Origin of the sequence: Pseudomonas sp. GM60 (assembly GCF_000282415.1) — a bacterium.
Lineage (GTDB): Bacteria > Pseudomonadota > Gammaproteobacteria > Pseudomonadales > Pseudomonadaceae > Aquipseudomonas > Aquipseudomonas migulae.
The window spans coordinates 46,447-59,279 of record NZ_AKJI01000041.1 but is presented as its reverse complement, the minus strand read 5'-3'; the positions used below and the strand labels follow the sequence as shown (position 1 = coordinate 59,279).

The window sequence follows — 12,833 nt, the reverse complement described above, 5'->3', positions numbered from 1 at the left end:
AAAGGGGCAAGAGCGCTTGGTTACTTGGCGCTTTTCCAAGTGACTCGCTGTAAAAGCGAAACCATAGGCGGCCGTTACCGCAGGAATGGATATGTACACACAAAAACCCACGCCAGCCGTAAGGCCGCCATCGTCGGAACGCCGCCCGCAGCAAGCTGGCTCCTACAAGGGACCTCACACGGCCTTCAAACCCGTGAAATAAAAAAGCCGACATCGCTGTCGGCTTTTTTGTGGGTCACTGCTTCGGCGGTTCGGCCGGTTTCTGTGCCGGGTCATCGAACAGATTCAAGCGCTCGCGAAGCTCATGCGCCGGCAACGGTTCTTTATCCGCCGGCAGTGCGTTCGGATCGGCCGGCACTTCACCCGGGCCGCCCTGCCCTTGTGTCGGCTCCGAAGTCGGCTCCGCGCCTTGCGAACCTTCGATGGCACGCTGGGCTTTTTTGGTCAGCACGATGATGTCGATACGGCGGTTGACCGGGTTGAGCGGGTTCTCGCGATCGAACAATGCCGACGAGGCATAACCGACCACGCGTGCGATCTGCTGCTCCGGATAACTGCCCGCCACCAGCGCACGACGTGCAGCGTTGGCACGGTTGGCTGAAAGCTCCCAGTTGCCGAAATCACCCTGGCCACTGTACGGCTTGGCGTCGGTGTGGCCGCTGATGCTGATCTTGTTCGGCACCGCTTTGATGGTGTCGGCCATGGCCAGCAGGATGTCTTCGAAGTACGGTTTCAGGCGCGCACTGCCGGAGTCAAACATCGGGCGGTTTTCGGCGTCCACGATCTGGATGCGCAAACCGTCCGGCGTGATCTCGAACAGAATCTGGTCCTTGAATTTCTTCAGTTGCGGATTCTCTTCGACCTTGTTCTGCAGTTCTTGCAGCAACAGTTCGAGGCGTTCCTTCTCCACCATCTCGGCCATGCCTTCGACCTGTTCGGCGTCGACGGTCACCTTGTCCGGCTGTGGCTGGGATTTCACCTCGGGGTTGAGGGTGTTTTCCGGCGCCAGGGTCGGCGTGCCACCCAGATCGATGATGTAAGGCGTGCCACTTTCGGTAAAGCCGACCGGGTCCTTGAAGTAACCGGCGATGGCGAGCTTCTGTTCCGGTGTCGCAGTGGACAGCAGCCACAACACCAGGAAGAACGCCATCATCGCCGTCGCGAAGTCGGCGAAGGCGATTTTCCAGGCGCCCCCGTGATGCCCGCCGGCGATGCGCTTGACGCGCTTGATAATAATCGGCTGATTATTTTCCATAACTTAGCGACCGCGAACCGCTTGTTCCAGCTCAGCGAAGCTAGGACGGTGCGCCGGGTACAGAACCTTGCGTCCGAACTCTACCGCCAGCGATGGCGGCATGCCGGAAGCCGAAGCCACCAGCGAGGCCTTGATGGCTTCGTAGACGTTCAGCTCTTCCTTGGCATCGTGGGCCAGGGAGTGGGCCAGCGGACCGAAGAAACCGTACGCCGCGAGAATACCGAAGAAGGTACCGACCAGTGCCGCACCCACGTGCAGACCGATGGATTTCTGGTCGCCTTCGCCCAGAGACGCCATGGTCACCACGATACCCAATACCGCCGCGACGATACCGAAACCGGGCATGGCGTCGGCGATGCCGTTCACCGCGTGGGACGGGTGCTCGAGGTCTTCCTTGAGGTTGTAGAGTTCCATGTCGAACAGGCCTTCCAGCTCATGGGGAGCCATGTTGCCGGAGGACATGATGCGCAGGTAATCGCAGATGAACGCGGTCATGCGCTCGTCTTTGAGCACTGACGGGTACTTGGCGAAGATCGGGCTCGCGGCGGCATCTTCGATGTCGCCTTCGATGGCCATCATGCCTTCGCGGCGACTCTTGTTGAGGATCTCGTAGATCAGCCCCAACACTTCAAGATAGTAGCCGTGGTTGAAGCGCGATCCGAACATGCTCAAGGACTTCTTGAGCACGTGCAGGGTCATGTAACCGGGGTTGGCCTGGAGGAATGCACCAAGGGCCGCGCCACCGATGATCATCACCTCGAAGGGTTGAATCAGGGCGGCAATCTTGCCGTGGGAAAGCACGTATCCGCCGAGCACGCTCGCGAATACGACGATGATGCCGATTATTTTAGCCATAGGTAGGAGAGCACTTACTGAGTCGGGTTCAAGGTCATATTCGGAAGTTAAAAAATCTCTTCTTCTACTTATCGGCAAAACTGCGCCAGACTATAGCCAGTTCAGGCGAAAAGCCAATTTGGCCCACTTCGGGCATAGGTAATGCAGACGATGATCGCGTCCAACCATGGCTAACGAAACGAACGTACCAACTCCAAAACCAAACACTCTCCAAGGCTGGGTAAAGCTTCTGGACGGCGTGCACCTGCCCGTTCCGCAAGGCAGTCATGACCGGGTCTGCAAGGCCATCGGCGACAACCGCAGCTCGTTGCGCGATATCGCCGAGCTGATGCAGGACAGCCCCGCCCTGGCCTTGAGCGTGATTCGTGAAGCCAACCGGCACACCCACGGCAGCATGACCGAGCCTGCGGAAAACCTTGAGGTGGCGATCAATCGCCTCGGTTTGAAGCGCACCGAAGAACTGCTCGCACGGCTGCCCGCGATGCCGGAATCGGACATTCCCGTGGCCCTGCGTCAGTTGCAGATGATCAGCCAGCACGCGACGCAACAGGCCAACGGCTTTTTCGCCGCTCGCCTGGCGCGACTGTGGCAGGACATCCACTGGGGCAGCCTGCTGTTTTTATCGCCGCTGTGGCCATTGGCGTTGACCCATCCGCAATTGCTCGAAGAATGGGAGCTGCGGGTCATCCATAAGGGCGAGTCCGCACGTAAAGTCGAGAAACAATTATTCGGCGTACGCCTGCTGGAAATCGGTCAGGCACTGGTGGAAGTCTGGCACCTGCCGAACTGGGTGCAGCAGGGTTACAAGCTGTTACTCAATGAGCAACGGGAACTGGTGAAAGTCCTGCGCATCGCGCGCGACAGCGATCATCCATTGCGCCAGCAGAACCGTCTCGATGACGATCCGACGTTGCGCCGCTGGCTCAATCAGCCGGCCAACACGGTGTTGCTGGCCAACGGTCTGGCGCTGTCGGCACAGCACGCCTGGGACTGTCCGCACAGTGAACGCTGGCAGTACCTGACCAGTCTTTACCTGCAAATGCCGATGGACGAGGTGCAGCAGCAACTTCACCAGCAGGCCGCCAACAGTGCGCGCCAGCACGCCATGCCGGACCTCTGGCACCCCGCCGTCGCGCTGCTCTGGCCGCAGGGCATGAACCGTGTGCACGCTGGTTTGCTGCCGGCCCCGGCGCCGACCGCCGAGGACCTGGCCAAGTGGCGCAAACAATGCGCCGAGCTGCTGGTGGAGCCGAGTCGTTTCACCAATGCCATGCACTTGACAAACTCGGCCCGCGATGCACTGGTTGCATGTGGCATGCGCCGGGTGATGATCCTGATGGCCGACCGCACGCACGCCAATTTGCGCGTGCACCAGATTGCCGGGTTGCCGAAAGAAACGGCTGGCCTGAATTTCGTGGTCAGCCAAAGCACCGTGCTGCAACGCCTGCTCTCGCAGCAAGCCCAGGTACGCCTGACCCCGGCCAACAACGCACAATTTTCGGCGCTGCTGCCGGCCAGCCTGCGCTCGCAGTTCGGCGGCGAACACCTGCTGTTGCGCTCGCTGGTCAACAACGGCCGCGTGATCATGATCGTGGTGGCGGACCAGGGCGGCGGGCCGTTCTCCGAAATTACCGTGCAAGCCTTTGGCAAAACCGCGCAGTGCATCGAGAAAGCCCTGCACACCTTTAGCCATCGCGGCCAATGACCCGCTACAATCCTCCCCTTTGTGCTCTGGAGACCTCACATGTCTGACTTCTCTGGCTTGCCGCTGGTGATCGAACCGAGCGACTTGCTCTCTCGCCTCGACGCCCGCGATCTGATTCTGGTGGACCTGACCAGCAGCGCCCGCTATGCCGAAGGGCATATTCCCGGCGCGCGCTTCGTCGATCCGAAACGCACGCAACTCGGCCAGCCACCGGCGCCGGGCCTGATGCCGCCGCAAGCGGCTCTCGAAGCGTTGTTCGGTGAACTGGGCCACAACCCCGATGCGGTCTACGTCGTGTATGACGACGAAGGCGGCGGTTGGGCCGGGCGTTTTATCTGGCTGCTGGATGTCATCGGCCACCACAAGTATCACTATGTCGACGGCGGTCTGACGGCATGGCTGGCGGAAGGCTCGCCGATGTCGATCCAGATCCCGCCCGCGGTCGGCGGCCCGGTTGCGTTGACCCTGCACGACGAACCCACCGCCACCCGCGAATACCTGCAAAGCCGTCTCGGCGCCGCCGACCTGGCGATCTGGGATGCGCGCGGGCCGCTGGAGTACTCCGGCGAGAAAGTCCTGGCAGCCAAGGGCGGACACATTCCCGGTGCGGTCAACTTCGAGTGGACGGCAGGCATGGACCGGGCGCGCAACCTGCGCATCCGCTCGGACATGCCGCAGATCCTCGAACAACTCGGGATCAGCAAAGACAAAGAAGTGATTACCCACTGCCAGACTCACCACCGTTCTGGCTTCACCTATCTGGTGGCCAAGTCCCTCGGTTATCCGCGGGTCAAAGGCTACGCCGGCTCCTGGGGCGAATGGGGTAACCATCCCGATACGCCTGTAGAGATTTAAGGTTTTTAAGGACAGTTAATGAATAAGCGTTTGTTTATCCTCAGCCAATACCTGCTGCCCCACCACTTGCTCTCGCGAATGGCCGGCTGCATCGCCGAATGCCGTGTGCGCTGGTTCAAGAATGCGTTCACCGCGTGGTTCGCCAAGCGTTATCAGGTGGACATGTCCCAGGCCCTGGTCGAAGACCTGACCGCCTACGAGCATTTCAACGCGTTCTTCACCCGCGCCTTGAAAGACGGCGCTCGTCCGCTGGACGAAACCCCGGGCGCCATCCTCAGCCCGGCCGACGGCGCGGTCAGCCAGCTCGGCCCAATCGAGCACGGCCGCGTGTTCCAGGCCAAGGGCCACAGCTTCAGCGTGCTGGAACTGCTGGGTGGTGACGCGGCCAACGCAGCGCCGTTCATGGGTGGTGATTTCGCGACGATTTACCTGTCGCCGAAAGACTACCACCGCGTGCACATGCCGCTGGCCGGCACCCTGCGCGAGATGGTCTACATTCCGGGGCGGATTTTCTCGGTCAACCAGACCACGGCGGAAAACGTTCCGGAGCTGTTCGCCCGCAACGAGCGTGTGGCGTGCATTTTCGACACCGAGCGCGGGCCGATGGCCGTGGTGCTGGTGGGCGCGATGATCGTGGCGTCGATCGAAACCGTGTGGGCTGGTCTGGTAACTCCACCGAAACGCGAGCTGAAAACCTTCCGCTACGACGAAGCTGCCCGTGCGCCGATCCACCTGGAGAAAGGTGCGGAACTGGGTCGTTTCAAACTGGGTTCGACGGCTGTTGTGCTGTTCGGCCCGGATCAAGTGCAATGGGCTGAAGAACTGGCGGCCGGTTCGCCGGTGCAGATGGGCCAGGGCATGGGCCTGCCGAAAGCCTGATCCCCCTCGATCACCTGTAGGAGCGAGCGTGCTCGCGATGGTCGTCAACGATAACGCGGCAAATCTGACACTCCGCGTCGTTCTCGAGTTTTTCGCGAGCAAGCTCGCTCCTACAGAGGGGCAATTGCAATGCCCGTCCCGGGGGCATCGCTGCTAAAGTCTGGTCATTCACTGCCCATTTCCCGGTTGGAGTTTGTCCACGGCATGAATGAAACCAGTCCCCACCTTCTGCTACGCGCCCCACGGCACCGCCGACGCGTTGCTGCCCTACGAAGAAATCGAATACCCGCAACTGCGCAATGATGACAATCACGAAGCCCGCGACCGCAACCGCCACTTTTCGACGTACGTCCTGTCCGTGATCAATCACAGCCCGGGCGGTTATTGCCTGGCCTGGCCTGACGCAGTACCTGCCGAGTTAAAGGCTGGCGAGATGGTCGACATCGAGGACACGGCGGGCGCAGGTGGAGCATTGCGGTGGTGCGCTGGATCCGCCAGGTTCGCGGCGGCGGCACGCAGATGGGCATCGAGCAAGTCGCGCCATACGCCGAACCTTGTGGCCTGCAACTGGTGCGCACCCGGGACGACCACAGCCACTACCTGCGCGGCCTGTTGCTGCCGGCCATCAGCGCGATAGATTTGCCGGCCACCCTGCTCGCTCCGCGCCTGCCGTTCCAGGAAGGGCACAAGGTGCTGATCAACACCAACGGCGAGGAGCGCCGGGCCGGACTGGATCGGCGGGTGTCGAGCACCAACAGCTTCAATCAGTTTGCGTATCGTTCACTTGAGGCCGCCAGAAACGACAGCGCCGCGGGGAGCGGCGTTGTCGGTGTCGAGGAAGAGTTTTATTCGTTGTGGCAGACGCTTTGAGGGTGAAGTCCTGAGACCGCGGTGCGTCCTTCGCGGGCAAGCCTCGCTCCTACAGGTTTACGACAATACCGCGAACCTGTAGGAGCGAGGCTTGCCCGCAAAGAGGCCCTATCAGTCAATACAAGACTCAGAGCTGCCCGTCACGATCCCGAAAGCCCAGCAGATACAGCACGCCATCCAGCCCCAACGTGGAGATCGCCTGCTTCGCCGATTGCTTGACCAGCGGCTTGGCCCGGAATGCCACGCCCAGCCCGGCAATCGCCAGCATCGGCAAATCGTTGGCGCCGTCGCCGACCGCAATGGTCTGCTCCAGACGCAAGCCTTCCTTGTGCGCCAGCTCCTTCAGCAGATCCGCCTTGCGCTGCGCATCGACAATCGGCTCGACAGCCACGCCGGTAACCTTGCCATCGACCACTTCCAGCTCGTTGGCGAACACGTAGTCGATGCCCAGCTTGGCCTGCAATTGCTTGGCGAAGTAGGTGAAGCCGCCCGACAGAATCGCGGTCTTGTAGCCCAGACGCTTGAGTTCGGCGAACAGGGTTTCGGCGCCTTCGGTCAGGCGCAGCGAGGCACCGATCGAATCCAGCACGCTGACATCCAGCCCTTTGAGCAACGCCAGGCGCTCCTTGAAGCTGGCACGGAAATCCAGCTCGCCGGCCATCGCCCGCTCGGTAATCTCCGAAACCTGATCGCCCACACCGGCCGCCTTGGCCAGTTCGTCGATGACTTCGGCTTCGATCAGCGTCGAGTCCATGTCAAACACCGCCAGACGACGGTTGCGGCGGAACAGCGAATCTTCCTGGAAGGCGATGTCGACGTTCAATTCCTGGGCGACGCTGAGGAACTCGGCCCGCAACGCTTGCGGATCCGCCGCTTCGCCACGCACGGAAAACTCGATGCAGCCCTTGCCTTTATCGGCCGGGGTATCCAGCGGCATGCGCCCGGACAGGCGATCGATGTGGTCGATGTTCAGGCCATATTTGGCGGTGATCGAACTCACGGCCTGCAATTGCCCGGCAGTCACTTTGCGGGTCAATAGCGTCACGATGTGGCGTTTTTTGCCCTGATTACCGACCCATTGCTGGTAATCCTCTTCGGACACCGGCGTGAAACGCACCTGTTGGTCAAGCTCATAGCCCTTGAACAGGATGTCCTTGAGCACCGACTTGCCTTGCTCGGTGTCAGGAATTTCAACCAGGATGCCGAACGACAAGGTGTCGTGGATCACCGCCTGACCAATGTCGAGAATGTTCACACCACCCTGGGCCAGAACGCCGGTAATGGCCGCGGTGAGACCCGGACGGTCCTCACCAGTGATGTTTATCAGGACGATTTCGCGCAAGGCGCACCCCCGCAGGTGGAAAAAAACCGCATTCTACCCACTTTCAGTGACCATCGGGCACCGTGAGCGCTTTGCCGGTCTAGGGCCTGTCGCTATACTGCGCGTCAACTTCACGGACAAAAGAGCCGAGCTCAAGTGAACCGGCCCACGCCAGTTAAAACCGATAACTTCTTTCTGCTGATCTTCCGTGCACTGCGCCACCGCCGTGTACCGATTGCATTGCGCATCGCCAGCCATAACGTGATCCTGGTCGCTCTGGCCCTGGTGATCTACGCCTGCGTGATGGGTTTGCAGTTCAAGCAGGCCATGCACGAGCAGGCAGATGCGCTGGGCGAAAGCCTGACCACGCAGACCGCCACGTCCGCCACTGAGCTGTTGGTGTCCAACGACATCCTCAGCCTCAACGTGCTGCTCAACAACCTGACCAAGAACAAGCTGGTGGCCCACGCCGCCATTTATAGCGTGGATAACCGCATCCTCGCCGAAGCCGGTCAGCGCCCCAAGCACGGCCTGCTGGGCGAAGCCGAGGGCATGTACCAGAGCAAGATCACCTTCCAGGACGTGACCGCCGGGCAACTGCGCATCAGCCTGGACATGGATCAATTCCAGCAGCCGATGACCATCAGCCTGCAAAGCATGGGCATCTTGAGTGCGATTCTGTTGGCACTGTCGCTGGCCTTGAGCCTGCGCCTGGGTCGGCACATCTCCACGCCGCTGCTGCAATTGCGCGTGTGGCTGCGCAACATCGACGAATACACCCCGGCCACCGACCGTCAGGATGAAATCGGCGACCTGGCTCGCCAGCTGCACGCCAATTTCGCGCCGGAACCGGCCGAGCCTGAGCCCGCACCGGAACCGGAGTTCGACGACGTCGATTACGACGATGACGCCGAGCCGTCCTTCGAAGTGCGCAACCTGCGCGACCCGAGTTTCGACGAGACCAAGCCTGTCGCCAGCCTCAAACCTGCGCCACGGCACATCGTCAGCACCGTCGAAGACGAGGATGACGACGATGCGTTTGCCGATTTGCGTGACGAATCGACAGCCGCGAAACCAGTAGCCAGAGCGCCGATATCGAACGTGCCGCAACACAGCGCAGTGCTGGCCGTGCAACTGGGTGCCCAGGATCAATTGCGCCGCCTGCCACGGGCGCGCCTGGAAGAACTGCTCAAACGTTATCGCGATTGCCTCGATCAGGCGGCCTCGCTCTATGAGGGCGAACTGCACAGCCTGAACGATGGCAGCACGCTGATGGTGTTCCACACCGAGGACAGCGGCGACGACTACCTGACCAACGCCATCTGCTGCGGCGAGTTGCTGCGAGCTCTGGGCCATCAGTTGCAGATCGAAGTCGCCGACAGCGGCATCACCCTGCAATTGCAGTTGGGCGTGACCTTGGGTGATGAGCTGTTCGGTCTGAGCCAGATCGACCTGTTGCTGACCGAAACCGCCCAGGACGCCCTGGCCCTGTCGCAACACAGCCGCAATCTGCTGCTGGTGGAGCGCAAGATCAGTGACGACGCGCTGATTCGCCAGCGCGCGCGGATCCGCCCGATTGCCAGCCCTGAGGGTGCGTGCTGCGTGGAGCGGTTGATGGAGCCTTATCCGTCGATGCTGGAGCGGCAGTTGGCGCGGATGCATGAGCGTCGGGCGTAAGCCTTAGCCCCGCAGTAAAAAAACCCGCAGACAAGTGATTGTCTGCGGGTTTTTTATTGGCTGCCCCACCGTCATCGCCGGCAAGCCAGCTCCTACAGAAATCGTGTTGCCCGCATGATGTATGCACGACGCGGGACTTGTAGGAGCTGGCTTGCCAGCGATGGGGCCGTCAGCAGCACCGAGTACTTCCAATCTGCAAAAACAACAAAGCCCGCATCTCTGCGGGCCTTGTTTGAAATCTATCCAGGCCTTAGAACCTGAACACTTCCATATCCGTACGAATCGGCGCAGCCATCGGGATCTTCGGCTGTTTCTCTTGCTCTGTCGCCGGAGCCACAGGCTTGGCTGCCGGTTTTTTTGGCGCTTCTGCAATCGGTGGCTGATTGGCCAATGGCTTGAGCGCGATAGACAGCTGTTCGGCGAGCTTCTGCAACAACACACCCTGAGCCTGAACCTGCGCCGCCGTACCGCCCGCGTGCTGTTCTTGCAGATGAACGATGCGGTTATCGCGAACCTGCCCGCGACGGTCGATCAAACGCCATTGAGCATCGAGGATCGCCGGTTGCGACTCGCCCGAGTCCAGGCGCGTGATGGTCAGCAGTACCTGAACATCCGGCGTGAAGCCCACGCTCGCCGGCGCCAGCACCACACGCTGACTGTCCAGATGACCCGCTACCTGACGCAGCAACAGTTGATCGATGTCGGAAGATAGGCTGCCGGCCCAACGACCATCGGTCGAGGCCTGAAGACTGCCATCCGGCTGACGCTGCAACAGCGTTTCACGCTGCAGGTAATCGGCAACCGTTACCGGGCCGAGCAATACCGCCATGCCCGCGCTTTGCGCAGGCTGAGCCGGACTTCCGCTGTCCAGCTGATACAGCGACACCGGTTGGTGAACGCTGCAACCCGCCAGGCCAAGAACGCCAGCGAGCATCAAAATAAAAGGAAGGCGCAGAGCAGTCATCGTCCCATCCAGGTGGTTGCCACAAGGCACACCACAGTGAAAATACTCAATAAATATGAAGAACGCTCGGCCACGCCGGCGCTTGGAAAGGCCATATCATCCGTGAATATGCGTTCCGACTCCAGCGGCAAAGCGTCGATCTACGCGTTAAATCGTAGATCGAGCGCTCTAGCGCGGTTAATTGAGGTTTTCGACGAGCAGCGCATCTACCCTCTGGAAGCCCCTTGGAAGTTTGTTACCACGACGTCCACGCTCACCTTTGTAGTGTTCGAGGTCGTCCGCTTTCAGTGACAAGGTACGTTTTCCGGCCTGCAGCACCAAGGTGGCTCCATCCGGCAGTACAGCGATGTCCGTGACATATTCTTCGCGACTGGCCACACGCTCACCGGAAATCCCGATGATCTTGTTGCCTTTGCCCTTACCTAATTGTGGCAGATCGCTGATTTTGAAGATCAGCAAGCGACCTTCGGTGGTCACCGACGCCAGCCAGTTGTTCTCACGATCCGCCACCGGGCGCGGCAGAATGACCTTCGAGTTGTTCGGCAAGCTCAGCAGCGCCTTACCCGCCTTGTTCTTGGCCTGGAAGTCCTCGCCCTTGACCACGAAACCGTAACCGGCATCGGAGGCGATCACGTACAGCGAATCGTCTTCCGGCATCAGCACGCATTCAAACGTCGCGCCTGGCGGCGGCGTCAGACGACCGGTCAACGGTTCGCCCTGGCCACGGGCCGAAGGCAAGGTGTGCGAGGCCACCGAATAGCTGCGACCGGTAGAGTCGATGAACACCGCAAACTGGTTGGAGCGCCCGGCCGCCAGGGCCTTGAAACCGTCCCCGGCCTTGTAGGAAAGCCCGGTGGCGTCAATTTCGTGCCCTTTGGCGGAGCGGACCCAGCCTTTTTCCGACAGAACTACGGACACTTTCTCGTTCGGCAGCAGATCGTGCTCGGTCAAGGCCTTGGCCTCGGCGCGCTCGACGATTGGCGAACGACGGTCGTCGCCGTAGGTTTCGGCGTCCTTGATCAGCTCGGTGCGCACCAGCTTTTTCAGCTTGGCTTCGCTGCCCAGCAGGGCTTGCAGCTTGGCTTGTTCCTTGAGCAGTTCATCCTGCTCGGAGCGCAGCTTCATTTCTTCCAGTCGCGCCAACTGACGCAAACGGGTGTCGAGAATGTACTCGGCCTGGATTTCGCTCAGGGCGAAACGCGCGATCAGGGCGGCTTTCGGATGCTCTTCGGTGCGGATGATGTGAATCACTTCATCCAGGTTGAGGTAGGCAATCAACAAACCGTCCAACAGGTGCAGGCGACGCTCAACCTTGTCGAGGCGGAATTGCAGACGACGACGCACGGTTTGAACGCGGAACTCCAGCCATTCCACCAGCAACGCACGCAGGTTCTTCAGCTGCGGCTTGCCATCCAGGCCGATGATGTTGATGTTGACCCGGTAGCTCGACTCCAGCTCGGTGCTGGCGAACAGGTGCTGCATCAGCGCGTCGTGGTCGAAGTTTTTCCGTGCGCCCGGAATGATCACGATCCGGCACGGGTTTTCATGGTCGGATTCGTCACGCAGGTCAGCGATCTGCGGGGCCTTGGACGGTTTGGCCTGCATCATCGCCGCGATCTGCTCCAGCACCTTGGCGCCAGACACCTGATGCGGCAGCGCGGTGACGATGATGTCGCCGTCTTCGATGTGGTACACGGCGCGCATGCGCACCGAGCCCTTGCCGGTTTCGTACATTTTCAGCAGGTCGGCGCGCGGGGTGATGATTTCCGCTTCGGTCGGGTAATCCGGACCCTGAATGTGTTCACAGAGCTGTTCGACCGTGGCTTTTGGCTCATCGAGCAAACGCACGCAGGCGGTCGCGACTTCGCGCAGGTTGTGCGGCGGAACGTCGGTGGCCATGCCCACGGCAATGCCGGTGGTGCCGTTGAGCAGGATGTTCGGCAAACGTGCCGGCAACACCAATGGCTCGTCGAGTGTGCCGTCGAAGTTCGGGCCCCAGTCCGCAGTGCCCTGACCCAGTTCACTGAGCAGCACTTCGGAATAACGCGACAGCCGCGCTTCGGTGTATCGCATGGCGGCGAAGGACTTGGGATCATCCGGCGCACCCCAGTTACCCTGGCCGTCGACCAGCGTGTAGCGGTAGCTGAACGGCTGGGCCATCAGGACCATGGCTTCGTAGCAGGCCGAATCGCCGTGCGGGTGGAATTTACCGAGCACGTCACCGACGGTACGCGCCGACTTCTTGTGCTTGGAATCGGCGTCCAGCCCCAACTCGCTCATCGCGTAGACGATGCGTCGCTGTACCGGTTTCAGGCCGTCGCCGATATGCGGCAAGGCACGGTCCATGATCACGTACATGGAGTAGTTGAGGTAGGCATTTTCGGTGAAGTCAGCCAGTGACCGGCGCTCTACACCGTCCAGGCTGAGATCAAGGGAGTCGCTCATGCGGGCC

Annotated in this window: 9 protein-coding genes and 1 pseudogene; 5 read left to right on the top strand and 5 right to left on the bottom strand. The window is 60.8% G+C overall.

The window, feature by feature from the left end; genetic code table 11:
* Positions 1–235: 235 nt before the first annotated feature.
* On the bottom strand, positions 236–1,255 hold the full coding sequence (gene motB / locus PMI32_RS18190; protein ID WP_008027938.1) for a flagellar motor protein MotB: 1,020 nt from the start codon (positions 1,253–1,255) through the stop codon (positions 236–238).
* Between the two features lie 3 nt (positions 1,256–1,258).
* Positions 1,259–2,110 (bottom strand): flagellar motor stator protein MotA, encoded by an 852-nt coding sequence (gene motA, locus PMI32_RS18195; protein WP_008027935.1) that lies wholly within the window; start codon positions 2,108–2,110, stop codon positions 1,259–1,261.
* Between the two features lie 166 nt (positions 2,111–2,276).
* Between motA and PMI32_RS18200 the strand changes: the two genes are divergently transcribed.
* The 4 genes and pseudogenes from PMI32_RS18200 to PMI32_RS0128770 form a co-directional block, all read left to right on the top strand.
* Complete coding sequence (locus PMI32_RS18200; RefSeq protein WP_008027928.1) at positions 2,277–3,815, top strand: HDOD domain-containing protein; 1,539 nt, start codon at positions 2,277–2,279, stop codon at positions 3,813–3,815.
* A gap of 39 nt (positions 3,816–3,854) precedes the next feature.
* On the top strand, positions 3,855–4,670 hold the full coding sequence (locus tag PMI32_RS18205) for a rhodanese-like domain-containing protein (protein WP_008027926.1): 816 nt from the start codon (positions 3,855–3,857) through the stop codon (positions 4,668–4,670).
* A gap of 18 nt (positions 4,671–4,688) precedes the next feature.
* Positions 4,689–5,549 (top strand): archaetidylserine decarboxylase, encoded by an 861-nt coding sequence (gene asd, locus PMI32_RS18210; RefSeq protein WP_008027923.1) that lies wholly within the window; start codon positions 4,689–4,691, stop codon positions 5,547–5,549.
* A 226-nt stretch (positions 5,550–5,775) separates the two neighbouring features.
* Positions 5,776–6,419 (top strand): annotated as a pseudogene (locus PMI32_RS0128770) (cyclic-di-GMP receptor FimW-related protein); the annotation flags it as partial.
* Between the two features lie 127 nt (positions 6,420–6,546).
* Here the strand turns inward: PMI32_RS0128770 and serB are convergent.
* Entirely contained in the window at positions 6,547–7,761 is a 1,215-nt protein-coding gene (serB, locus tag PMI32_RS18215) for a phosphoserine phosphatase SerB (RefSeq protein ID WP_008027919.1), read from the bottom strand.
* A 135-nt stretch (positions 7,762–7,896) separates the two neighbouring features.
* Between serB and PMI32_RS18220 the strand changes: the two genes are divergently transcribed.
* The gene (locus PMI32_RS18220; RefSeq protein WP_008027917.1) at positions 7,897–9,417 is read left to right on the top strand and encodes an AhpA/YtjB family protein; all 1,521 of its coding nucleotides are present in this window, start codon (positions 7,897–7,899) and stop codon (positions 9,415–9,417) included.
* 250 nt (positions 9,418–9,667) lie between these two features.
* On the opposite strand, the gene PMI32_RS18225 is transcribed toward PMI32_RS18220, so the two are convergent.
* A complete protein-coding gene (locus PMI32_RS18225; RefSeq protein ID WP_008027916.1) occupies positions 9,668–10,381 on the bottom strand; it encodes a PqiC family protein in 714 nt (237 codons plus the stop codon).
* A 177-nt stretch (positions 10,382–10,558) separates the two neighbouring features.
* Complete coding sequence (gene parC, locus PMI32_RS18230) at positions 10,559–12,826, bottom strand: DNA topoisomerase IV subunit A (RefSeq protein ID WP_008027914.1); 2,268 nt, start codon at positions 12,824–12,826, stop codon at positions 10,559–10,561.
* Between the last annotated feature and the right edge of the window lie 7 nt (positions 12,827–12,833).